Origin of the sequence: Streptomyces sp. TS71-3 (assembly GCF_018327685.1) — a bacterium.
Lineage (GTDB): Bacteria > Actinomycetota > Actinomycetes > Streptomycetales > Streptomycetaceae > Streptomyces.
The window spans coordinates 1275212-1298656 of the sequence record NZ_BNEL01000003.1; the positions used below are offsets into that span (position 1 = coordinate 1275212).

Sequence of the window (23445 nt, forward strand, 5' to 3'; positions counted from 1 at the left end):
CGGTGACGACGAGCTGCTGGCGGCCGACGACGCGCTCCTGTCGACGCCCGGCGACGACCTCCTGCCCGAGGCCGCGGACGACCTCCCGGAGGCCGGCGACGACCCCCTGGAGGCCGACGACACCATGGCGATCGGCCGCGTCCTCCAGCGCGCCCGCCTCGACGCCGGACTGGGCATCGACGACATCAGTACCGCCACCCGGGTGCGCATCCCGATCGTCCAGGCGATAGAACAGGGCGATTTCAGCCGCTGCGGTGGCGACGTCTACGCCAAAGGCCACATCAAGACACTCGCCCGCGCCGTCGGCCTCGACCCCCGGCCCCTGCTGGAGCGGTACGACGCCGAATACGGCACCTCGGAATCGCTGACCCCCGCCAGCCCCCTCTTCGAAGCCGAGCGGATCCGCCCCGAGCGCCGGGGCCCCAACTGGACCGCCGCCATGGTCGCCGCCATCGTCGCGGTCATAGGTTTCGTCGGCTTCACGCTCTTCCAGGGGAACGATCCGGCGGGCGATTCCGGCACGCAGGCCGCCGAAGGCGCCAACCCGGCCGAGAGCAAGCCCACGCCCACCCCCCACCACAGTGCCCCGCCCGCCGCGCCCAAGCCGGCTCCCTCCGACAGCGCCATCGCCGCCGCCCCGCGCGACAAGGTGACGGTCATGATCAACGCCGCCCAGAGCCGGAGCTGGGTCTCGGCCAAGGACCACAACGGCCAAGTGATCTTCGACGGCACCCTGCAGAAGGGTGAGAAGAAGACGTTCCAGGACAGCGACAAGATCGACCTGATCGTGGGCAACGTCTCCTCCGTCGAACTGTTCGTGAACGGAAAGAAGATCGACAACCAGTTCAAGCCCGGCCAGGTGGGGCGCCTGTCCTACACCAAGGGTGATCCTGAGGTCGGCTGACCGGCGGTGAGCAGGGGGTTCAGCACGACCACGGAGCCCTGGGGGCGGGGGCTGCCGGTGCGACGAAGTAACCTGAGCGCATGCCTGAACGCCGCACCGTCGCTCTCGTCACACTCGGCTGCGCCCGCAACGAGGTGGATTCGGAGGAGCTGGCAGGCCGCTTGGAGGCGGACGGCTGGCAGCTCGTCGATGAAGCCGAGGACGCGGACGTCGCCGTGGTCAACACCTGTGGCTTCGTGGAGGCCGCCAAGAAGGACTCCGTCGACGCACTCCTCGAAGCCCACGACCTGAAGGGAAGCGGCAGGACCCAGGCCGTCGTCGCCGTCGGCTGCATGGCCGAGCGGTACGGCAAGGAACTCGCCGAGGCCCTTCCCGAAGCGGACGGCGTCCTCGGGTTCGACGACTACGCGGACATCTCCGACCGCCTGTCGACCATCCTCGGCGGCGGCATCCACGCCTCCCACACCCCTCGCGACCGGCGCAAGCTGCTTCCCGTCAGCCCCGTGGAGCGCCAGAGCGCGGGCACCGGCATCGCACTGCCCGGACACGGCACGGCGGCCGCCCCGGAGAACTCCCCGGGGCGGCCCGCCGCCGTCGAGGGCTCCGAGCGGGGCGCCGACGCCCCGGCGGACACCGAGGGGAAGCCGAGCGGGCAGCAGGCGGCCGAGCAGGCCCCCGCGGACCTCCCCGCAGGTCTCGCCCCCGCCTCGGGACCCAGGGCTCCGCTGCGCCGCAGACTCGGCAGTTCACCCGTCGCCTCCGTGAAGCTGGCCTCCGGCTGCGACCGCCGCTGCACCTTCTGCGCCATCCCGTCCTTCCGCGGCTCCTTCATCTCCCGCCGGCCCTCCGACGTCCTCGCCGAGACCCGCTGGCTCGCCGAACAGGGCGTCAGGGAGGTCATGCTCGTCTCCGAGAACAACACCTCGTACGGCAAGGACCTCGGCGACATCCGCCTGCTGGAGACGCTGCTGCCGGAGCTGGCCGCGGTGGACGGCATCGAGCGGGTGCGGGTCAGCTACCTCCAGCCGGCCGAGATGCGCCCCGGCCTGATCGACGTGCTCACCGCCACGGAGAAGGTCGCCCCCTACTTCGACCTCTCCTTCCAGCACTCCGCCCCCGGCGTGCTCCGTGCCATGCGGAGGTTCGGCGACACCGACGGATTCCTGGAACTGCTCGACCGCATCCGCGCCAGAGCGCCGCAGGCGGGCGTCCGGTCCAACTTCATCGTGGGCTTCCCCGGCGAGAGCGAGGACGACCTGGCCGAGCTCGAGCGTTTTCTGACCGGGGCGCGGCTGGATGCCATCGGCGTCTTCGGGTACTCCGACGAGGACGGCACGGAGGCCGCCGGCTTCGACGGCAAGCTGGGCGAGGACGAGGTGGCGGAACGCCTCGCGCACATCTCCCGGCTGGCCGAGGAGCTCACCTCCCAGCGCGCCGAGGAGCGTTTGGGTGAGACGGTCGAGGTGCTGGTCGAGTCGGCCGGCTCCGGGGACGGCAGCGAGCCGGCGACGGGCCGGGCCGCGCACCAGGCGCCGGAGACGGACGGTCAGGTGGTGTTCACCGGTGGCGAAGCCGCCGCGACGAACGGTGCCGCGCCCGCAGTCGGCCGTATGGTCGTGGCCAAGGTGGTCGGCACCGAGGGCGTCGACCTGATGGCTGAGGTCATCGACGGCGGCGTGGGTACCGAGGAGGCGGGCAGATGACCGGAGTCCCGGCATCCGCCACGGGCGGTTCCGGCAGGCCCGTGCCCGGGGGAAAGCTGGGCGCCGCGGCGGTCGCCCAGGCCAGCGTGTGGAACGTGGCCAATCTCCTCACGGTGATCCGGCTGCTGCTCGTGCCGGGCTTCATCGCCCTGATGCTCGCCGGTGGCGGCTACGACCCCGCCTGGCGCTCCCTCGCCTGGGCCGCCTTCGCCATCGCGATGATCACGGATCTCTTCGACGGGCACCTCGCCCGGACGTACGGTCTGGTCACCGACTTCGGGAAGATCGCCGACCCGATCGCGGACAAGGCGATCATGGGCGCGGCCCTGATCTGCCTCTCCGCGCTGGGCGAGCTGCCCTGGTGGGTGACGTGCGTCATCCTCGGCCGGGAGCTCGGCGTCACCCTGCTGCGCTTCCTGGTGATCCGGTACGGGGTCATCCCGGCCAGCCGGGGCGGCAAGCTGAAGACGCTCGCGCAGGGCGTGGCCGTCGGCATGTACGTGCTGGCGCTGACCGGGCCCCTGGCGTCGCTGCGCTTCTGGGTGATGGCGCTCGCCGTGGTCCTCACTGTGGCGACCGGTCTGGACTACGTGAACCGCGCCGTAGTGCTGCGGCAGCGCGGACTGCGCCGCAAGCGCGCGGAGCGCACGACCGGGGCTGCTGGGACTGCTGGGTCCGCCGAGGCCGCCGGGGCCGCGTCCGCGGGGGAGTCCCCGGAGCTCGCGGAGGCCGGGGAGCCGGGCGGGGCTCGTGAGTACGGTGCGGCCGGTGTGGTCGCGGCGGAGGCCGCGGGCGCCCGGCACCACGCCGCGGACGCGGGCGCGCTGGGCGGCGAGCGCCGCGGTGAGGAGCCGCCGCGATGACCCCTGGGGCCGAAGCGGTGCTCCGCCAGTTGCTGGAGCGCAGCGAGACGCTGGCCGTCGCGGAGTCCCTGACGGGCGGCCTGGTGGCCGCGGAGATCACGGTCGTGCCCGGCGCCTCGAAGGTCTTCCGCGGCTCCGTGACGAGCTATGCGACCGATCTCAAGGAGAAGATCCTCGGCGTGGACGGCATGCTGCTGGCCGAGCGCGGCGCCGTCGACCCCGAGGTGGCGCTCCAGATGGCCCGCGGCGTCCGCCAGGCCCTCGGCGCCGACTGGGGCACGGCGACCACCGGCGTCGCCGGGCCGGATCCGCAGGACGGGCAACCCGTCGGAACGGTGTTCGTGGCGGTCGCGGGACCCGGCGGCGTGGAGAAAGTGGCCGAGCTGAGGTTGAACGGCGAGCGAGCGGAAATCCGTATGGAGAGTGTACGGAGCGTGCTCAAACTGCTGCTCCAGCAGCTTCCCGGCGAACGGCCCGGGAAGGGCGGGGCACAGGATACGGAACAGAACGGGGGGACTTGATGTTTGCAGCCCTTAGTGAACACGTCATCGCTCCCCGCACAGCCGCTGCGGGAGGCGGTACGGTGGGGCGTAATGGAAGCGGCTACACGGTCCGAGGAGGGAGCCACCGATGATCCTGCTCCGTCGCCTGCTGGGTGACGTGCTGCGTCGGCAGCGCCAGCGCCAGGGCCGTACTCTGCGCGAAGTCTCCTCGTCGGCCCGAGTCTCGCTCGGCTATCTCTCCGAGGTGGAGCGGGGGCAGAAGGAGGCTTCCTCCGAGCTGCTCTCCGCCATTTGCGACGCGCTTGAGGTACGGATGTCCGAGCTCATGCACGAGGTGAGCGACGAACTCGCCCTCGCCGAGCTCGCCGAGTCGGCGGCAGCGCCCGAGCCTGTGCCGGCATCGGCGGCGGTGCACCCGATGCTGAACTCGGTCTCGGTCACCGGTGTGCCACCGGAACGGGTGACGATCAAGGCACCGGCCGAAGCGGTGGACGTGGTCGCCGCCTGACCGACGCCGCTGCCGGTTCCCTCCGGACGCCGCACCCCCCGCGCGGGTGTCCTGCACCGGGTGTGACGCCCAGCGACCTGTCGTTCACCGGACAACCACCAGACTTGTCAATCGAGCACCGAGCCCCGGCCGGGGCGGCACGGATCACGTGACCGTCCCGGCCGGGGCTCGTGCCGCTTTCTGGGGGGTCGGGGCGGGTTCTGCGGGGGCGACCGTTCCGGGCGAGGACTTCGGGGCGCGACCTCGGGATCGGCCGTTCGGGCCTGTTCGAGCCGTCTGCCGGTGAGACGGGGCGGGCTTGCGTCCCCTCGCGCGACTTCGCGTGCCCTCCCGCCGCCCTTGGGGCTGTTCGAGTAGGTCGCTCCTCGATCACCCCAGAGGTCTTTGTCGCTGTCGCTACTTATCGACGTTCTGTGTGTTCTTCGTCCCATTCCGGTCGGCCTTCAGCCTCCTTCAGCCTCCTTCAGCTCCGCCGATCCGAGCCGGTTCGTCCGTGCCGCCTCCGCTCCCCTCGCCCAGGGCGCCATGCCACCCTGGAGACCATGCCCGAGGGAGACAGCGTCTTTCAGGCCGCGCAGCGGCTGCACCGAGGCCTGGCCGGGCGCGAGCTGACCCGCTCCGACCTGCGTGTGCCGGCGTTCGCCACGGCCGACCTCACGGGGCGCAGCGTGCTGGAGGTGGTCTCCCGCGGCAAGCATCTGCTCACCCGGGTCGAAGGCGGCCTCACCCTCCACTCCCACCTGGGCATGGAGGGCTCCTGGAAGGTGTACGCACCAGGCGATCGCTGGCGGGGCGGCCCCGGCCACCAGATCCGCGCGATTCTGGGCACCGCCGGTCCCACCGCCGTGGGCTACCGGCTGCCCGTCCTGGAACTCCTGCGCACCTCCCACGAGGCACGCGCGGTCGGCCACCTCGGACCCGATCTGCTCGGCCCCGACTGGGACCCGGACGCGGCACTGGCCAACCTGCTCCGCGAACCCGGCCGCGCGCTGGGCGAGGCACTGCTCGACCAGCGCAATCTCGCCGGTGTGGGAAACGTCTACAAATCGGAGCTGTGCTTCCTGATCGGGGCCACTCCCTGGCTGCCGGTGGGCGAGCTGCCCGCCGAGGTCGCCGAACGGCTCCCGGGCCTCGCGAAGCGGCTGCTGGAGGCGAACCGTACCGAGCCCGACCGCTCCACCACGGGCCGCCGCGCGCCCCGGCTCTTCGTGTACGGCCGCGCCCCGCGCCCCTGCCTGCGCTGCGGCGCCCCGATCCGGGTCGGCGACCAGGGGAACGGCTCACGGGAGCGCCCCACGTACTGGTGCCCCGGATGCCAGGTGGGCCCCTCCCCGGACCCCGCCGCCCGGCCACGCAGGACTCCCACCCGCTCGCCCCGGGCACCCTGGCGAGCCTCGGGCTGAGCGGTCCGGGGCTGAGCGGTCCTGGGATGGGCGGCCCTGGGGGCGGAGCCCGTGGGCACCCGGACGACCCCGGTCCGGAACGCCCCCGGCACCGGGTCCGGGCGCACCCTCACGCCCGGAGCCGCAACCCCCTCGGATTGGCGTGGAAACCCATGTCCTCCAGCAGTGAGGCGACCGGCGACGTGAGCGACGACTCGCCGTTGATCCGCTCCACGGTGACCGTGCCCAGCCGACCCGCCCGTGCCGCCTCGGCGAGCGCCTCCGCCGCCGCGGCGAGGCGGGAGTCGTCGGCGGTGAGCGCGGCATCCGGGTTCTCCGGCCAGGCCAGCAGCGTCTTGCCGCCCCGCTCCATATAGAGCGTCAGCTCCCCGTCGACCAGCACGACCAGCGACCCCGCCTTGCGGCCCGGCTTGTGCCCGGCGCCCGTCGGGGGTTCCGGCCAGGAGAGCGCCGCCCCGTAGGCGTTCGCGGGGTCGGCGGCGGCGAGCACCACGGCACGCGGCGCGCCACGGGGCCGGCCGCGCCGCCCGAAGCCACGAGCACTGCCCTGCGCGCCCGAGCGCCCCTCGGCCCCGTAGCGGCCGCCGTTCCCACCGGAATACGCCCCTCCGTCAGGCTCGAAGAACTCCTCGAACGCGCCGTCCTCCCCGAATCCACGCGTGCCGTGGAAGCTGCGCGGCCCCTCGAACCGGGGCACCTCGCCACCCCCGCCGCGCCCCGTGGTCCCGGGGGCCCATGCCGTCCCGTCCGTACCGAATCCCGGGGTCCACTCGGGGGACGGCCCCGCCTCACCCTCGCCTCCGCCGCCCGGCGGTGGAGGCAGCGGCTCGCCGCGCTCACGGGCGTTCGCCACCGCGCGCAGCCGGTCCACCGCGCCGTCCATGGCGAACTGCGCCGCGCCGAGGCCCTCGACGACATAGCCCCGCCGGGCCTGACCGCTGTCCTCGAAGGCCGACAGCACGCGGTAGACCGCGGAGAAGCCGCCCTCCACGCCCTCCGCGGCCACCGCGCCACGGGTGACGACCCCGTGCCGGTCGAGGAGGGTGTGCGCCAGGGAGTGCGCGCGGACCGTGGCATCGCTCTCCCGCTCGGGCAGCAGCGACCAGCGGCCCCCGACGGTGGGCGGGCCGTTGCGCGACGTGGTGCGGGACGAGGCGAGCGCCCCGTAACGGCCGCGGGGGACGGCGCGCTTCGCGCGGTGCGCGGTGGCGCCCGCGGTGCGGCCCGAGCCGAGCAGGGCGCGCAGCGGGCCCAGGGTGTCGTTGGTCAGCCGCCCCGACCAGGCCAGCTCCCAGATCGCGTCGGCGAGCTGGGGATCGGTGACGTCGGGGTGGGTGGTGGCGCGTATCTGGTCCGCGATCTGCCGGAAGAACAAGCCGTAACCGCCGGAGAGCGCGTCCAGGACCGCCTGGTGCAGTGCCGTCAGTTCCAGGGGGTGCGGGGGCGGCAGCAGGAGGGGCGCCGCGTCGGCCAGGTAGAGGCTGACCCAGCCGTCCTTGCCGGGCAGCGCGCCGGCGCCCGCCCAGACCACCTCGCCCGATGCGGTCAGCTCGTCCAGCATCGTGGGGGCGTAGTCGGAGACCCGGGACGGCAGCACCAGCCGCTCCAGGGCCGAGGCGGGCACCGAAGCCCCCTGCACCTGCTCGATGGCCCGTACCAGGCCGTCGATGCCGCGCAGCCCGTGCCCGCCGAGGTGCTGCCACTGCGGCAGGAACTGCGCGAGCGCGGCCGGGGGCACCGGCTCCACCTCGTGCCGCAGGGCCGCCAGGGAGCGGCGCCGCAGCCTGCGGAGCACCGTCGCGTCGCACCACTCCTGGCCGACGCCCGCCGGGTGGAACTCGCCCTGGACGAGGCGTCCGCTCGCCGTCAGGCGGTTCAGCGCGCCGTCGGTGACGGCGGCGCCGAGCCCGAAGCGCGCGGCGGCCGCCGCCGACGTGAACGGCCCGTGGGTGCGCGCATAGCGCGCGAGGAGGTCTCCCAGGGGGTCACGCACGGGCTCCGTGAACGCCTCGGGGACGCCGACGGGCAGCGCCGTGCCCAGCGCGTCCCGGAGGCGGCCCGCGTCTTCCACGGCGGACCAGTGCTCCGTGCCCGCGATGCGCACCTGGATGGCGCGGCGCGCGCCCGCCAGCTCCTCGACCCACTCAGGCCGCGCTCCGCGCTCCGCCAGCTCCTCCCCGGTGAGCGGCCCGAGCACCCGCAGCACGTCGGCGACGCCCTCGGCGTCCTTCACGCGCCGGTCCTCCGCGAGCCACTGCAACTCGCGCTCCAGCTCGACCAGCACGTCGACGTCGAGCAGCTCGCGCAGCTCGGCCTGGCCCAGCAGCTCGGCGAGGAGCCGGGAGTCCAGCGAGAGCGCGGCGGCGCGGCGCTCGGCGAGCGGGGAGTCGCCCTCGTACAGGAACTGCGCCACGTACCCGAAGAGCAGGGAGCGCGCGAACGGGGACGGCTCCTGAGTGGTGACCTCCACCAGGCGCACCTTGCGGGACTCGATGTCGCCCATCAGCTCGGCGAGCCCCGGCACGTCGAACACGTCCTGGAGGCACTCGCGCACCGCCTCCAGCACGATCGGGAAGGAGCCGAACTCGCTGGCCACCTCCAGGAGCTGTGCCGCGCGCTGGCGCTGCTGCCACAGCGGCGTGCGCCGGCCGGGATTGCGGCGGGGCAGCAGCAGCGCCCGCGCGGCGCACTCCCGGAAGCGGGCGGCGAACAGGGCCGAGCCGCCGACCTGTTCCGTGACCGTCCGGTCGACCTCGCCCTTGTCGAAGACGACGTCCGAGGCGCCCACCGGCGCCTGGCTCGCGTCGTACTCGGCGCCGGGGCGGGCCGGGTCCTGGTCCAGCAGGTCCAGGCCCATCATGTCGGCGTCGGGCAGGCGCAGCACGAGGCCGTCGTCGGCGTGCATCACCTGGGCGTCCATGCCGTACCGCTCGGCGAGCCTGGCTCCCAGGGCGAGCGCCCACGGGGCGTGCACCTGGGCGCCGAAGGGGGAGTGGACGACGATCCGCCAGTCGCCCAGCTCGTCGCGGAACCGCTCCACGACGATCGTCCGGTCGTCCGGGACGTGGCCGCAGGCCTGGCGCTGCTCGTCCAGGTAGGCGAGGACGTTGTCCGAGGCCCAGGCGTCGAGGCCGGCGGCCAGCAGCCGCAGCCGCGCGTCGTCCTTGGGCAGCGCGCTCACCTCGCGCAGGAACGCGCCCAGCGCCCGGCCCAGCTCCAGCGGGCGGCCGAGCTGGTCGCCCTTCCAGAACGGCAGCCTGCCGGGTACCCCGGGGGCCGGGGAGACCAGCACGCGGTCGCGGGTGATGTCCTCGATGCGCCAGGAGGTGGTGCCCAGGGTGAACACGTCCCCGACGCGGGACTCGTACACCATCTCCTCGTCCAGCTCGCCGACGCGCCCGCCGCCCTTCTTGGGGTCGGCACCGGCGAGGAACACACCGAACAGGCCGCGGTCCGGGATCGTGCCACCGGAGGTGACCGCGAGCCGCTGGGCTCCCGGGCGGCCGGTGATCGTGCCCGCGACCCGGTCCCACACCACGCGGGGCCGCAGCTCGGCGAACGCGTCGGACGGGTAGCGGCCCGCGAGCATGTCCAGGACGGCCGTGAAGGCGGACTCCGGGAGCGACGAGAACGGCGCCGACCTGCGCACCAGGGCCAGCAGGTCGTCCACCTGCCAGGTGTCCATGGAGGTCATGGCGACGAGCTGCTGCGCCAGCACGTCCAGGGGGTTGGCGGGGACGCGCAGTGCCTCGATGGCGCCGGTGCGCATCCGCTCGGTGACCACGGCCGCCTGCACCAGGTCGCCGCGGTACTTGGGGAACACCACACCCGTGGAGACCGCGCCCACCTGGTGCCCCGCCCGGCCGACGCGCTGGAGGCCGGACGCCACCGACGGCGGCGACTCCACCTGGACGACGAGGTCGACCGCGCCCATGTCGATGCCCAGCTCCAGGCTGGAGGTGGCCACGACGGCGGGCAGCCGGCCCGCCTTCAGGTCCTCCTCGACCTGCGCGCGCTGCTCCTTGGACACCGAGCCGTGGTGGGCGCGCGCGATGACGGCCGGTGCGCCCTGTGCGGCGCCGGAGCCGCCCATGAGCTGCGCCGGGGAGTGCGCCTCCTCCAGGGGCTCGCCGGTGGCGCGCTCGTAGGCGATCTCGTTGAGCCGGTTGCACAGCCGCTCCGCCAGGCGCCGGGAGTTGGCGAACACGATCGTGGACCGGTGGGCCTGGACCAGGTCCGTGATCCGCTCCTCGACGTGCGGCCAGATGGAGGGCCGCTCGGCGCCCTGGTCGTCGCCGACGGGGGAGCCGCCGAGCTCGCCGAGGTCCTCCACGGGCACGACCACGGACAGGTCGAACTCCTTGCCCGAGGGCGGCTGGACGATCTCCGTCCTGCGGCGCGGCGAGAGGTACCGGGCGATCTCGTCCACCGGGCGCACCGTCGCGGAGAGGCCGATGCGCCGCGCGGGCTTCGGCAGCAGCGCGTCGAGGCGCTCCAGGGACAGGGCGAGGTGCGCACCGCGCTTGGTGGCGGCGACCGCGTGCACCTCGTCGAGGATCACCGTCTCGATCCCGGTCAGGGCCTCGCGGGTGGTGGAGGTCAGCATCAGGAACAGCGACTCGGGGGTCGTGATCAGGATGTCCGGCGGGCGGGTGGCCAGCGCGCGCCGCTCGGCCGCGGGGGTGTCGCCGGAGCGGATGCCGACCCGCACCTCGGGCTCGGGCAGGCCGAGCCGCACCGCCTCCTGGCGGATGCCCGTCAGCGGGCTGCGCAGATTCCGCTCCACGTCGACGGCGAGCGCTTTGAGGGGCGACACGTACAGCACGCGGCAGCGCTTCTTGGTCTCCGCCGGCGGCGGCGCGGACGCGAGCTGGTCGAGCGCGGCCAGGAAGGCGGCGAGGGTCTTGCCGGAGCCGGTCGGCGCGACGACCAGCACGTCCGAGCCCGCGCCGATGGCACGCCACGCACCGGCCTGGGCCGCGGTGGGCGCGGAGAAGGCCCCCGTGAACCAGCCGCGGGTCGCGGGGGAGAAGCCGTCGAGAGGGTCGTGCGCCATGACACCATCGTGCACCCGGCCACTGACATAGCGCCTGACCTGCGTGGACGCCCCGGCCCTCGCGGGCGCGCCGGGCCGGCGCCCGGCCCGCCGCAGGCACGGCCGGGGCACCGCGGATGAGGGACGGGGCGGGCGCCCCGGCACACAATGGGGGCATGGCGGGTACGGGAGAGCGGGCACGGCACTGGCAGTACGAGGACCTTCCGGGCGTCGACCTGCTCCGCGCCCGGTACATCCACAAGACGTTCGTGCGGCACACCCACGAGACCTTCGTGATCGCCGCCATCACCGAGGGCCTGGAGGTCTTCCACCACGGCGGCGCCGAACAGTTCGCGGGCCCCGGCGCCCTCGCCCTCGTCAACCCGGACACTCCTCACACGGGCCGCGCCGGGGTGCCCGAAGGGTGGCGCTACGGCGCGGTGTACCCGGCGCCGGAGCTGGTCGCGGCGATCGCCGCGGACACCACCGCCATCCGCGGCACGCCCGGCTTCGCCAGCCCCGTCCTGGACGACCCGTACGCCGCACACCTGGTCCACCAGGTGCTGCGGGCCGCGGACGAGGGCAACGCCCTGGCCGCCGACACCCTGCTGCGCCTCACAGTGACCCGGCTGCTGCGGCGGAACGGCGGCGCGCTGCCCCATCGCCCGGTGTCCGGCGCGGGCGCCGGTGTCGCGGCACGCGCGCGTGCCGTGCTGGAGGAGCGCATGACCGACCCGCCCACCCTGGAGGCGCTCGCCACCGGCCTCGGCACCAGCCCCTTCGCGCTGCTGAGGGCCTTCCGCGCCCGTTACGGGATGCCTCCGCACACCTGGCTCACCGACGCGCGCGTGCGCCGTGCCCGCCGCCTGCTCGACGGCGGCACGGTCCCCGCCGAGGCGGCCGTCGCCGTGGGCTTCACCGACCAGTCCCACCTCACCCGGCACTTCTCCCGGGCGGTCGGGGTGCCGCCGGGTGCCTACCAGCGGGAGCGCAAGAACGTACAAGACCGGCGGGCCCGGCCCTCCGTAGCGTCCGGGGCGTGGCAGACCAGAGAGCAACAGCGGACGAAGGGGCCCCTCAGCGCGGCGCGCACGGCGCACGAACCCACCGGCCGGAATCGCACGGCGCACGGCCCCTCCACCCGGGACCGGACGGCACGCACGGCGGAAAGTCGGACGCCGCCGTCGTCAGGGACGCGCTCGGGGTGGGCGTCGCCGTCGGCCTCTCCGGGTTCGCCTTCGGCGTGACCTCGGCCGGCAGCGGCCTCAGCCTTTTCCAGACGTGCGCGCTCAGCCTGCTCGTCTTCACCGGCGCCTCGCAGTTCGCGCTGGTGGGCGCGCTCGCCGCGGGCGGCAACCCGTTCACCGCGGCCGCCGGTGCCTTCTTCCTGGGCGTGCGCAACGCCTTCTACGGGCTGCGGCTCTCACAACTTCTGGCCCTCCCGCGCGCGGTGCGCCCCGCCGCAGCCCAGTGGGTCATCGACGAGACGACGGCGGTGTCGCTGGCCCAGCCCGACCGGCGCAGCGCCCGCATCGGCTTCACCGTCACGGGGCTGACCCTCTACCTGCTGTGGAACCTCACCACCCTGCTGGGAGCGGTGGGGGCCCAGGCCATCGGCGACACCAGGGCCTGGGGCCTCGACGCGGCGGGTCCCGCCGTCTTCCTGGCGCTGCTCGCTCCCATGCTGCGCACCGGCACCGAACGCGCCGTCGCGGCCCTTGCTGTCGTCCTCGGCCTCGGCCTGCTGCCCGTCCTGCCCACGGGCGTACCCGTCCTCGTCGCGGCACTCGCCGCCCCGGCTGTGCTCTGGGTGGACGGCCGCAGGAGCAGCCTCGATGCCCAGAGCCCCGGCAGCGGGCCGGAGGGCCGCCGGACGCCCGGCGCGCCCCCGACGCCGGACGTCCCCCACGCACCCGACACGCACGACGTCCCCCACGCACTCGACGGGCACGACACACAGAAGGAACAACGGTGAACATCTGGATCGCCATCGGGGTCACCGCGGCCGGCTGCTACGCCGTGAAGCTCATGGGCCTCGTCGTGCCGGCCGGGCTCCTGGAGCGGCCGCTCGTCAGGCGCCTTGCGGCCCTCCTCCCCGTGGCCCTGCTCGCCGCGCTCACCGCCCAGCAGACGTTCGCCGACGGGCGCTCCCTCCTGCTCGATGCCAGGACCGCCGGCCTGGCCGCCGCCGCGGTGGCCCTCATGTTCCGCGCGCCGTTCCTGCTCGTGGTGGCGGCGGCCGTGCTCGTCACCGCGGGCGTGCGGGCCATGGCCGGGTGAACCCCTCCCGGCCGGGGCGACCCCGGCCGGGGTGACCGCGCGTCCCGGGGCGTGCGCGTCCCCGCGCCCCGCCGATCGCGTCCGCATCCCTGCCGCCCTGCCGCCCTGCCGCCCTGCCGCCCCGCCGCCCTGCTGCCCGGCCGGCCCGCCGGCCGCGGCGCCGTGGCGAGCGGGCCGCGGCCGCCCGGAGGCTCAGCCGATCGTGCGCCCGTACGCCCGCAGGGTGCGCAGGGCCTCGATCGTCAGCCCGGGCCGGCGTTCCAGGCGCTCCACGACCGCGCCGGGGGACCAGCGCTGCTCCGCGCGCAGCCCGCCGGGGCTGCCGGGCAGGACCGGCCAGCCCCCGTCCTGCTGCTGGTCCGCGGTGAGGAAGTCCAGGGAGCGGTCCATCTCGTCGTCGGTGAACCAGGCGCGCGCGAGGGACTGCGGCGTCTGGGCGTAGTCGTGCGGGAAGTGGAGTTCGGACGGGGCGCAGCCGGGGACGGCCGGGGAGGTGTCGGGCTGCTGCGGGTCGAGCACGGCCAGCCGCTGCTCGCGCACCAGCCGTCCGAGGCGGTCGGCGGACGCCTGCGCCCGCTGGCGGTCGGGCACGGAGTCCAGGAAGGCGACCGCCGCCCGGACCTCGTGCGGGCTCGGCGCCGCCAGCGACTCGATCGCCCCCCAGCAGAAGTCCGTCGCCCTGAACAGCCACGCGTGCCACACGTCGTTGCGGTGCAGCAGGCCCACCACGGGCCCGGTGGTCAGCAGCTCGCCCTGGGCGCTCGCGAAGGGGTGCCGTCCGGGTGGGAACGCGGGCAGTGCCCCGTCGGGGGCCGACACCGCCGTCAGGTAGCGGCCCAGGCGCTCCACCCGCCGGCCGCAGCACCGGCCGATCGAGTCCAGTACGCGCAGCGCGTACACGGTGTGCGCCGGCCTGCTCTGCGGCCCCCGCAGCCGGGGGTCCAGCGCGTGCCCGAACCCCTCGTCGTCATTCCTGTAGGCCGCCAGGGCGGTCTCCACGGCCTCGGCGCCCGCGGCTCCCGCACCGAGGAAGTGGTACGCGAACCGTCGCTGCTCCAGCACCCGTGCGGTCAGCCGGACGAACTCCTCGGCGCGCAGCAGCGCGGAGGACTTCGCGGACGCCGTCGTCACCCTGGGACCGGCGGGAGCCGCGGCGCGCGCCTGGTGCGGCGGGGCCGGGACCGCGCTGTGCGAGGAGCGCACCGGGCGGCGCGGTGACGGAGTGTGAGCAGTTGTCTCGGTTTCGGTCATGTTCTGACGGTAGGCCGCAACAGGCCGTCACCGTGGCCGTCCTGCCCGGCTGCACTCCCGGGGCTGGATACTGGGGTCATGCGGTTGACGGTCTTCTGGCAGCAGATGGTGGAGCACTTCGGCGCCGGCTACGCCGACTCCTTCGCCCGCGATCATGTGATGTCCCAGCTCGGCGGACGTACGGTCCACGAGGCCCTGGATGCCGGCTGGGAGGCCAAGGACGTCTGGCGTGCCGTGTGCGACGCCTTGGACATACCGCCCGAGAAGCGCTGATCCCTCCGCGGGAGACCGGGAGACCGGGAGACCGGGAGACCGGGGATCCGGCTGCCCGGAGCACACGGTTCACCGATCGGGGGGTGGCGGGCCCGCGCCCGGCAGAAGCGCCTTCACTCCCGTGCGCCCGCACCCCCTTCGATGCGCCCCACTCGTGGTGGGCGCGCGCCCCGGGAGACGGGTGCCCGGGGCTCGCACCGGAAGGCGCTCCGGCCCCGCACCGGAAGGTGCCAGCCCCGCACCGGAAGGCGCTCCGGCCCCGCACCGGAAGGGTGCTCCGACCCCGCGGCAAGGGGCCGTGGCACGGCTACCCCCGGAGTACGTGAGACTGGCTGCGTGGCCCCGACAGACGACACCGCCCGAGTCGCCCCCGGCGACCCGCTCACGCCCGAAGCCTCCGGTGAGACGGCCGGCACGGCCGAACCGCCCGAGGCGCCCGAGGCGCCCGCTCCGGGCGGTCCGGCCGGACGCCTCAGCCGCATGCCGGTCTGGCTGCCGCGTGCCATGGTGCTCGCCCTGGCCCTGATCGCCTGCTTCCAGTTCGGCAGCTGGGCCTTCCACCAGGTCGTCGGCCTGCTGATCAACCTGCTGATCGCGTTCTTCCTGGCCCTCGCCGTCGAGCCGGCGGTGAGCTGGATGTCCGGGCACGGGATGCGCCGGGGCCTGGCGACCGGCCTGGTCTTCCTGCTGGTGCTGGTTGCGTCCGCCGGCTTCGTCACGCTGCTCGGCACGATCATGGCCGACCAGATCATCCAGCTGGTCGAGGACTTCCCCGGGACGCTCGACTCGTTGATCAACTGGATCAACTCCACCTTCGGCACTGACCTCAGCAGGGTCGAGATCCAGGACAGCCTGCTGCACTCCGCATGGCTCCAGTCGTACGTCCGCAACAGCGCGAGCGGGGTTCTCGACGTCTCCACGCAGGTCCTGGGCGGCCTCTTCAGGATGCTGACGGTCCTGCTGTTCGCCTTCTACTTCGCCGCGGACGGGCCGCGGCTGCGGCGCACCCTGTGCTCCGTGCTGCCGCCCGCCAGGCAGGCCGAGGTGCTGCGCGCCTGGGAGATCGCGGCCACCAAGACCGGCGGGTACATCTACTCCCGCGGGCTCATGGCACTCGCCTCGGGCCTCGCGCACTACGTACTGCTGGAGGCGCTGGGCGTCCAGTACGCGCCGGTGCTCGCCGTATGGGTGGGTCTCGTCTCGCAGTTCATCCCGACGATCGGCACCTACCTGGCGGGCGCCCTGCCCATCCTGCTCGCCTTCGCGGTCAACCCCTGGTACGCGCTCTGGGTGTTCATCTTCGTGGTGGTCTACCAGCAGTTCGAGAACTACCTCCTCCAGCCCAAGCTCACCGCCCGCACCGTCGACCTGCACCCCGCCGTCGCGTTCGGCTCCGTGATCGCCGGCACGGCCCTGCTGGGCGCCGTCGGCGCGCTGATCGCGATTCCCGCGGTGGCGACCCTCCAGGCGTTCCTCAGCGTCTACGTGAAGCGGTACGAGGTCCTGGACGACCCGCGGGTGGGAGGCCACCGAAGGCGCCGGCGCCCCACCGTGCCCCCGCGGCTGCGGCGGCTCGTCACCGCGCCGAGGGGCGAGGCGGGGCGCCTGCCCTGGACGCGGCCGGGCGCCGGCGGCGCCGAAGCGAACGACGCCGGGCCCGGGGAGGCGTAGGGTCGTCCCCGCCGAGCCCCCGGCCGGGGCACGGCGTCCTGGTCCTGCGGTGGCGCGGGAGGCAGGCGTCGGGGTCCGCCCTGGTGCGGACGCGCCGGGTCACGCGCATGTACTTCGCGGGCACGTGGGCACGTGGGCACGTGGGCATGTGGGCATGTGGGCATGTCGGCACGTGGTCCGGAGGCCCGGGAGGCGGCCGGGCGCCGGAGCGGGCGAGCGCGGCGTGGGGCGCTTGACATTGAAATCGAACATCCATTCTTATGGGGTGCGGGCCGCACGCGTGCGAGGGATTCTCCGCCCGACACCCCCCGGAACCACGCGAGTTATCCACAGGCCGGGCGGGCGTCGAGACGCGTTGTCAGTGGCAGGCGTTAGCGTCTAGGACGTGAAGCGATCGACTCAAGCAAACCGGGTGGAACCCATGGCAGGTACTGACCGCGAGAAGGCCCTCGACGCCGCCCTCGCGCAGATTGAACGGCAATTCGGCAAGGGCGCGGTGATGCGCCTCGGGGAGCGGCCGAACGAGCCCATCGAGGTCATCCCCACCGGGTCGACCGCGCTCGACGTCGCCCTCGGCGTCGGCGGTCTGCCGCGCGGCCGCGTCGTGGAGGTGTACGGCCCGGAGTCCTCCGGCAAGACCACCCTGACGCTGCACGCCGTGGCCAACGCCCAGAAGGCGGGCGGCCAGGTGGCGTTCGTGGACGCGGAGCACGCCCTCGACCCCGAGTACGCGAAGAAGCTGGGCGTCGACATCGACAACCTGATCCTCTCTCAGCCGGACAACGGCGAGCAGGCGCTCGAGATCACCGACATGCTCGTCCGCTCCGGCGCGCTCGACCTGATCGTGATCGACTCCGTCGCCGCCCTCGTGCCCCGCGCGGAGATCGAGGGCGAGATGGGCGACTCGCACGTCGGCCTCCAGGCCCGCCTGATGAGCCAGGCGCTCCGCAAGATCACCAGCGCGCTCAACCAGTCCAAGACCACCGCGATCTTCATCAACCAGCTCCGCGAGAAGATCGGCGTGATGTTCGGCTCCCCGGAGACCACGACCGGCGGCCGCGCCCTGAAGTTCTACGCCTCGGTGCGCATCGACATCCGCCGTATCGAGACCCTGAAGGACGGCACGGAGGCGGTCGGCAACCGCACCCGCGTCAAGGTCGTCAAGAACAAGGTCGCGCCCCCCTTCAAGCAGGCCGAGTTCGACATCCTCTACGGCCAGGGCATCAGCCGCGAGGGCGGCCTGATCGACATGGGCGTCGAGAACGGCTTCGTCCGCAAGGCCGGCGCCTGGTACACGTACGAGGGCGACCAGCTCGGCCAGGGCAAGGAGAACGCCCGCAATTTCCTGAGGGACAACCCCGACCTCGCGAACGAGATCGAGCGGAAGATCAAGGAGAAGCTCGGCGTGGGCGTGAAGCCGGATACCCCGGAGGCGGAGCCCGCTGCTGCGGACGCCCCGCTCGCCGCCGCCGTCCCGGACGCCCCCAAGGCCGCGCCGGCAGCGGCCGTCAAGGCGCCCAAGGCCAAGGCCGCCGCGGCCAAGAGCTAGCCCATGACGCGGCGCACCGACTGGCCGGAGCCCCTGGAGCCGTCCGGCGCCACAGGCCGCGGCCACACCGCCGGCAGCCCCCGGCCGGCGGCGGAACAGGACCGCGGTGCCTCTTTCCCGTCGAGGGCCGGGAAAGAGGCACCGCCCGCGGACCCGGTGGAGCGGGCGAAGGCGATCTGCCTGCGCCTGCTCACCGGGACCCCGCGCACCCGCAAGCAGCTCGCCGACGCCCTCCGCCGCCGTGAGATCCCCGAAGACGCCGTGGAGGAGGCCCTGGCCCGGTTCGAGGAGGTGGGGCTGATCGACGACGGCGCCTTCGCCGAGGCGTGGGTGGAGTCCCGCCACCACGGCCGCGGCCTGGCCAGGCGCGCCCTCGCACAGGAGCTGCGGACCAAGGGCGTCGACAAGGCGCTGATCGACGAGGCGGTCGGGCAACTCGACTCCGAGCAGGAGGAGCAGACGGCCCGGGAGCTGGTCGTCCGTAAACTCCGCTCCACGCGCGGCCTCGACCCCGACAAGCGGCTGCGCCGCCTCGCGGGCATGCTGGCGCGGAAGGGCTACTCGGAAGGCATGGCGCTCCGGGTGGTCCGGCGCGCCCTGGAGGAGGAGGGCGAGGACACCGAGGGACTGGGGGATGAACCCTTCTGAGGGGGTCCTTTCCGAGGGGCCCTTTGAGAGGATCCCCACCCCGCTGAGGGGATCCCCACCCGCTGAGAGGGTCCCCACCCACTTGGGGATCCGGGCAGCCTCAGCTCTGGGAACCGGAGACCGCGCTCGGTGCCGAGGCGGCCGCGAGCAAAACCTCCGCCGCGCGCCGCGCATGCCGGGCCGCCTCCGGGTCGCCGCTGATCGCGGCCGTGGTGATTGCCCCGTCGATCAGCAGCAGCAACTGCGTGGCCAGCGCCACCGGATCGGTCACGGGCAGCTCGCGCGTGAGCCGGAGTACGCCGTCGTGGACGGCCTGCTTGTGATCGCGCGCCGCCTGGGTCACCCCATCGGAGACGGCACCCAGCTCACCGAACGAGTTGATGAAGGCGCAGCCCCGGAAGTCGGGATCCGCACACCAGGAGTACAGCCAGTCGAAGACCGCGAGCGGCCGCTCCTCCGGCGCCTCGGAGTGGCCGTCCACATAGTCGAAGAGCGCCGCGCGCCAGCGGCCGTCCCGGCGGCGCAGATATGCCTCCACCAGCTCCTGCTTGGAGCCGAAGCACTGGTACAGCCGCTTCAGCGACACTCCGGCAGCGGCACGCAGGTCGTCCATGCCGACCGCCTGTATCCCCCGCCGGTAGAACAGCCGCTCGGCGGCGTCCAGCAGCCGTATCCGGGCCTCTTCGTCATCCACAGCCTCTCCCGCTACCGCTGAGAACGCCCGTTCTCTAGACTATCCGATCACCGGAAGAACGGACGTTCTCCGCTTCCCGCCCCACTGCCGGGACCCCGCTTGACGAGAGGACACCCATGACGGCCAGGCCCCCGTTCCCGCCGTTCGACGAGCAGACCGCGCGCCAGAAGATCCAGGCCGCCGAGGACGCGTGGAACACCCGCGATCCCGAGCGCGTGTCGCTCGCCTACACCGAGGACTCCGTCTGGCGGAACCGCGATCGCTTCGTCACCGGCCGGGACCAGATCGTCGCCTTCCTGCGCGACAAGTGGTCCAGGGAGCTCGACTACGCCCTCCGCAAGGAACTCTGGAGCTTCACCGGCGACAGGATCGCCGTGCGATACCAGTACGAGTGCCATGACGCCTCGGGGCAGTGGTGGCGCAGCTACGGCAACGAGCTGTGGGAGTTCACCGACGAGGGGCTGATGCGCCGCCGCGAGGCCAGCATCAACGACCTCCGCATCGACGAGAGCGAGCGGCGCATCTTCGGCCCTCGCCCGGAGGCCGAGCACGGGGTGCCGTTTCCGCTCCAGTGAGGCGACGGAGCACTTCGGAGCGGCGGCGGGTCCGCGTCGGTGAGGCGGTGGTGTCCGCGACGGAGAGCCGCGGTGCCCTCGCCGCTGCCGCCGGCTGCCCGCGGCGTGCCGCTAGGCCGTGTCCGGCGGATCTTCGTGGGCCCGCGACTCCCCCACTGCCTGAAGGGCGTGGGTGGGGGTACCTCCCACGCCCGTTCAGGGCAGTGGGGGAGTGCCCCCAGTACCGCACCTCGCCGCGTTGTCGGAGTCATCCGGGTACGCCCAGTACGAGGATGATCCTCCGCCTTGCGATGCACGGCACCAGACGCCGCAGGCTGATCCACGAAGATCCGCCGGACACGACCTAGCAGCCGGCTCCCGTGCCGGGTGGCGGCCGCATCGGGTGGGCGCCGGGTCAGGGAGCGGGTGTCACCGGCAGGCCCGCCGCCCGCCACGCCTGGAACCCGCCCACCAGATCGGTCGCCCGGTGCAGCCCGAGCTGCCGCAGGGACGCCGCCGCCAGGCTGGAGGCGTAGCCCTCGTTGCAGATCACCACGACCCGCAGGTCATGGCCCTCGGCCTCGGGGAGGCGGTGGCTGCCCTGCGGGTCGAGACGCCATTCCAGCTCGTTGCGTTCGACGACGAGCGCACCGGGGATCAGCCCGTCGCGCTCCCGGAGCGCCGCGTACCGGATGTCCACCAGCAGCGCGTCACCGGACCCGGCGGCGGCGTGGGCGTCCGGGGCCTCGACGCGGTCGAGGCCGGAGCGGACCCGCTCCAGGTGGTCGTCGATGGAGACGGGTGCGTGGTCCCTGGTGCTCACTGCCAGTCCTCCGGACGTTCGACCTGCTCCAGCCTGAGGATCTGGCCGGTGCGGCTGTAACGGCGAATCTGCGGAAGCGGTGGGTAGTAGGCGTGCACGGAGATGGCGTGCTCGCTCACGGACTCGTTGAGGACCTCGTGCACATGGTGCCTGCCGAAGGCGCGGCCCTTGCCGGAGGTCAGCTGCCGGGTGCGGTCGACGCCCTCGGTGAGCTCCAGGGTCTGCCAGCCGTCGGTGGGGAGCCGTGCGGCCAGGGAGTTCTCGATCAGCTCACCCGAGGCGGTGAGGAAGGCGCCGACGGAGTCGGCGTGGTCGTGCCAGCCGGTGCCGGTGCCGGGCGGCCAGCCGATGAGCCAGGCTTCGCTGCCCGCCGGGCCTTCGAGGCGCACCCATGTACGGCCCTCGGGGTCGAGCGGCAGGGAGGCGATCAGCTCGGCGTCCTCGGCGGTGCGGCGCACGAAGTCGAGGAGCTCGGCGGCCGTCGGGGCGTGGGTGGCCGCTTCACGGCCGCTGTCGGTGGCAGGAGAAGGGGAGGCCGGGGAGAGGGGGAGAGACATCAGATCCGTCCGGAGAGTTCGCTGGACCGCGCACGCCCCGGATACGGGGTGGTGCGGGACACGCGTGACGCGTGAGGGGGAGAGGCGAATTCAGGCGGACGGAAGACATACGCAGCCGACGTAGCGGACGAGGTCCATATGGACCCGGCGCCAGAGGTACACAGCTGTGTCGGTCATGAAGCGGAGTACACCATGGGTGAAGACCGCAGGTCAACTGGGTCGCGACGGGCGAGTGGGGGATGTGGGGGACACGCCGGAAATAGGGCGCGCGAGAGTCTCTCGCGCGCCCCGCGCGCTCCTGGCTTACCGAGGGTCAGCGGCTTCACGCACCCTCGGCGGCTTCACGCACCCACCAGGCGCCCCTGCCCACCGGATTAGCGCGTCCCCGGAGTTCACGCATCCCCCGAGCACACGCACCCCGATCTCACGCCCGCTCCCCTCCCTGCCCGCCGCCGATCTGGCGCGGCTGCGCGGCGGCGGTCTCGCGCGCACCCCCCAGCGCAGTCTCCGCGGCCGCGTACAGCGCGCCGGGATGCACGCCCCCGAACGCCGCCACGAGGTGGCCGTCCGGGCGGATCAGCAGCACGGTGTGGGCCGCGGCCCCCGGATAGTTCTCGGCGACGAGGAGTTCGGCAGGGTGGGGGAGCGCGGTCACGGCGGCCGCGAGCCGGGGCATGACCCCCGCGCCGACCCAGTGCTCGCGGGCCCACACCCCCGTGCCAGGGGCGACGAGGACGACCATCAGGCGGCCGAGGCCCAGCCGGTCGTGCAGCCGTACGAAGGTGCCGTCCTCCGCGGTCACCTGGACGTCGGCGGTCAGCGAACCCCGGGGCGTGGCGGTCTCCACCTCGGCCTCGCTGCGCGCCGGAGCCAGTGGCGAGGCGGCGTAGGAGCCCGGCGCGCCGAGCGCCCCGCTCCCCAGGTGGCCGTCGGTGAGCAGCATGTCCTGCCCCCGGGCCGAGCCCGGCATGTGGGCCCGCAGGCCCCCTCCGCCGCGCAGTATCGGCAGCGCCTGGTCGGCGGCGCGCAACCGGGCGGCCACGATGGCGCGGCGCTCGGTCTGGTAGCTGTCGAGCAGCGCGTCGCCGTGGCCGTGGTGCCAGGCGTGGGCGAGCTTCCACGCGAGGTTGTCGGCGTCGCGCAGCCCCTCGTCGACGCCGTGGGTGCCGAGCGCGCCGAGCAGGTGGGCGGCGTCCCCGGCGAGGAGGACCCGGCCGGAGCGCCAGCGGCGGGCCAGCCGGTGGTGGACGGTGTGGACTCCCGTGTCGAGCAGTTCGTAGGGCGGCGTGTCGCCTCCGCACCAGCCGGCCAGGGTCTCCCGTACGCGCGCCACCAGCGCCTCCGGGGTGACGAGTTCGCTGCGCGGCGGCAGCAGCCAGTCCAGGCGCCAGACGTTGCCGGGCAGCGGACGGGCCGTCACCTCGCTGGTCCCCAGCCGCCAGGGCGGCATACGGTGCAGCACCGCCTGGCCGGGCCAGGGGAGTTCGGCACGCAGCGCCGCGACGGCGTGGCGCTCCACGCCGGTGCGCCCCGGGAAGCGGATGTCCAGCAGCTTGCGCACGGTCGAGCGCGACCCGTCGCAGCCCACCAGGTGGCTGCCGCGCCACCAGGTGCCGCGGGGGCCGCGGGTGTGCGCGGTCACGCCCGTCGTCTCCTGCTCGACGGAGTCGAGGCGGCTCTCCGTGGCGATCTTCACCAGGTGGGCCCCGGCAGCGGCGTCGCGCAGGACCGCGGTCAGGGCGTGCTGGGCGATGTGCAGCGGGGCGGGCCGTTCGGGGCCGAAGGTGACCTCGCGCATCACCTGCTTGCGCCGTAAACTCCGCCAGCCGGTCCAGTAGGCACCGAGGCCCGCGAGCCGGGTGCCCGCCAGCCGCTCGGCCAGCGCGGCCGTGTCCTCGCGCAGTACGACCGTGCGCGCCGGCCGTGGCTCGGGCTTGCCGTTGCCCTCGTCGAGGACCACGGACGGCACGCCCTGGCGGGCGAGGCCGAGGGCGAGCGCGAGCCCGACGGGCCCGGCGCCGACGATGATCACCGGGTCCACGGCGTGGCGCTCCCTGCCCGGTGCGGAGTCCTGAGCCTCGTGAGGAGATGTGCTGTCGGACAGGGAGGTGCAGGGTGCGCGATCACAGAACGTATGCAACCCACTGGGGGTGCCTCCGTCAAGCGACGGAGGCACCGGCGCGATCACCGGTGCCTCCGTCCGTGTGCATCCCGGCCATGCGGCGG

General features: G+C 73.8%; 20 protein-coding genes and 1 pseudogene. 14 read left to right on the plus strand and 7 right to left on the minus strand.

Going from position 1 to position 23445, the window contains the following annotated elements:
• Nucleotides 1-124 precede the first annotated feature (124 nt).
• The 6 genes from Sm713_RS29750 (at nt 125) to Sm713_RS29775 (ending at nt 5884) form a co-directional block, all read left to right on the plus strand.
• Nucleotides 125-904, plus strand: coding sequence for a helix-turn-helix domain-containing protein (locus Sm713_RS29750; protein WP_249417042.1), 780 nt, complete (start codon nt 125-127; stop codon nt 902-904).
• Between the two features lie 80 nt (nt 905-984).
• Nucleotides 985-2607, plus strand: a complete 1623-nt coding sequence (rimO, locus tag Sm713_RS29755) for a 30S ribosomal protein S12 methylthiotransferase RimO (RefSeq protein WP_212913075.1) — start codon at nt 985-987, stop codon at nt 2605-2607.
• Nucleotides 2604-3470, plus strand: coding sequence for a CDP-diacylglycerol--glycerol-3-phosphate 3-phosphatidyltransferase (gene pgsA, locus Sm713_RS29760; protein WP_212913076.1), 867 nt, complete (start codon nt 2604-2606; stop codon nt 3468-3470). The genes rimO and pgsA overlap by 4 nt, the downstream gene beginning before the upstream one ends.
• A complete protein-coding gene (locus Sm713_RS29765; RefSeq protein WP_212913077.1) occupies nt 3467-3991 on the plus strand; it encodes a CinA family protein in 525 nt (174 codons plus the stop codon). The genes pgsA and Sm713_RS29765 overlap by 4 nt, the downstream gene beginning before the upstream one ends.
• A 109-nt stretch (nt 3992-4100) precedes the next feature.
• Nucleotides 4101-4481 carry a helix-turn-helix domain-containing protein gene (locus Sm713_RS29770; protein WP_212913078.1) on the plus strand — a complete coding sequence of 127 codons (381 nt, stop codon included), beginning with the start codon at nt 4101-4103 and terminating at the stop codon, nt 4479-4481.
• A 542-nt stretch (nt 4482-5023) separates the two neighbouring features.
• A complete protein-coding gene (locus Sm713_RS29775; protein ID WP_212913079.1) occupies nt 5024-5884 on the plus strand; it encodes an Fpg/Nei family DNA glycosylase in 861 nt (286 codons plus the stop codon).
• Between the two features lie 109 nt (nt 5885-5993).
• Here Sm713_RS29775 and Sm713_RS29780 read toward each other — a convergent pair whose 3' ends face one another.
• Entirely contained in the window at nt 5994-10940 is a 4947-nt protein-coding gene (locus tag Sm713_RS29780; RefSeq protein WP_212913080.1) for an ATP-dependent helicase, read from the minus strand.
• Nucleotides 10941-11095: 155 nt separating this feature from the next.
• Between Sm713_RS29780 and Sm713_RS29785 the strand changes: the two are divergent.
• From Sm713_RS29785 to Sm713_RS29795, 3 genes and pseudogenes are all read left to right on the plus strand, one after another.
• Nucleotides 11096-11845, plus strand: a pseudogene (locus Sm713_RS29785) (AraC family ligand binding domain-containing protein); the annotation flags it as partial.
• 113 nt (nt 11846-11958) lie between these two features.
• Nucleotides 11959-12894 carry an AzlC family ABC transporter permease gene (locus Sm713_RS29790; RefSeq protein WP_212913081.1) on the plus strand — a complete coding sequence of 312 codons (936 nt, stop codon included), beginning with the start codon at nt 11959-11961 and terminating at the stop codon, nt 12892-12894.
• Complete coding sequence (locus Sm713_RS29795) at nt 12891-13199, plus strand: AzlD domain-containing protein (RefSeq protein WP_212913082.1); 309 nt, start codon at nt 12891-12893, stop codon at nt 13197-13199. Before Sm713_RS29790 ends, Sm713_RS29795 begins: the two co-directional genes overlap by 4 nt.
• A 192-nt stretch (nt 13200-13391) precedes the next feature.
• Here the strand turns inward: Sm713_RS29795 and Sm713_RS29800 are convergent, their stop codons facing one another.
• Nucleotides 13392-14450: a hypothetical protein gene (locus tag Sm713_RS29800; protein WP_249416783.1), complete on the minus strand. Its 1059-nt coding sequence runs from the start codon at nt 14448-14450 to the stop codon at nt 13392-13394.
• Between the two features lie 78 nt (nt 14451-14528).
• Here Sm713_RS29800 and Sm713_RS29805 point away from each other — a divergent pair, with 78 nt between their 5' ends.
• The 4 genes from Sm713_RS29805 to recX all read left to right on the plus strand — a co-directional run bounded on the left by Sm713_RS29805 (nt 14529) and on the right by recX (nt 18591).
• A complete protein-coding gene (locus Sm713_RS29805; protein ID WP_212913083.1) occupies nt 14529-14723 on the plus strand; it encodes a DUF3046 domain-containing protein in 195 nt (64 codons plus the stop codon).
• A gap of 336 nt (nt 14724-15059) precedes the next feature.
• Nucleotides 15060-16394 carry an AI-2E family transporter gene (locus Sm713_RS29810; protein WP_249416784.1) on the plus strand — a complete coding sequence of 445 codons (1335 nt, stop codon included), beginning with the start codon at nt 15060-15062 and terminating at the stop codon, nt 16392-16394.
• Nucleotides 16395-16815: 421 nt separating this feature from the next.
• Nucleotides 16816-17943, plus strand: a complete 1128-nt coding sequence (recA, locus tag Sm713_RS29815) for a recombinase RecA (RefSeq protein WP_212913084.1) — start codon at nt 16816-16818, stop codon at nt 17941-17943.
• A 3-nt stretch (nt 17944-17946) separates the two neighbouring features.
• A complete protein-coding gene (gene recX / locus Sm713_RS29820; protein ID WP_212913085.1) occupies nt 17947-18591 on the plus strand; it encodes a recombination regulator RecX in 645 nt (214 codons plus the stop codon).
• 100 nt (nt 18592-18691) lie between these two features.
• Here the strand turns inward: recX and Sm713_RS29825 are convergent, their stop codons facing one another.
• Nucleotides 18692-19285 (minus strand): TetR/AcrR family transcriptional regulator, encoded by a 594-nt coding sequence (locus Sm713_RS29825; protein ID WP_212913086.1) that lies wholly within the window; start codon nt 19283-19285, stop codon nt 18692-18694.
• A 116-nt stretch (nt 19286-19401) separates the two neighbouring features.
• On the opposite strand from Sm713_RS29825, the gene Sm713_RS29830 reads away from it, so the two are divergent.
• Complete coding sequence (locus tag Sm713_RS29830) at nt 19402-19860, plus strand: nuclear transport factor 2 family protein (RefSeq protein ID WP_212913087.1); 459 nt, start codon at nt 19402-19404, stop codon at nt 19858-19860.
• Between the two features lie 394 nt (nt 19861-20254).
• Here Sm713_RS29830 and Sm713_RS29835 read toward each other — a convergent pair whose 3' ends face one another.
• The 4 genes from Sm713_RS29835 to Sm713_RS29845 form a co-directional block, all read right to left on the minus strand.
• The gene (locus Sm713_RS29835; RefSeq protein ID WP_249416785.1) at nt 20255-20662 is read right to left on the minus strand and encodes a rhodanese-like domain-containing protein; all 408 of its coding nucleotides are present in this window, start codon (nt 20660-20662) and stop codon (nt 20255-20257) included.
• Nucleotides 20659-21219, minus strand: a complete 561-nt coding sequence (locus Sm713_RS29840) for a cysteine dioxygenase (RefSeq protein WP_212913088.1) — start codon at nt 21217-21219, stop codon at nt 20659-20661. Before Sm713_RS29840 ends, Sm713_RS29835 begins: the two co-directional genes overlap by 4 nt.
• Nucleotides 21220-21309: 90 nt before the next feature.
• Nucleotides 21310-21396 carry a putative leader peptide gene (locus tag Sm713_RS41790; RefSeq protein WP_374196131.1) on the minus strand — a complete coding sequence of 29 codons (87 nt, stop codon included), beginning with the start codon at nt 21394-21396 and terminating at the stop codon, nt 21310-21312.
• Between the two features lie 247 nt (nt 21397-21643).
• On the minus strand, nt 21644-23260 hold the full coding sequence (locus Sm713_RS29845) for an FAD-dependent monooxygenase (protein WP_212913089.1): 1617 nt from the start codon (nt 23258-23260) through the stop codon (nt 21644-21646).
• Nucleotides 23261-23445 lie beyond the last annotated feature (185 nt).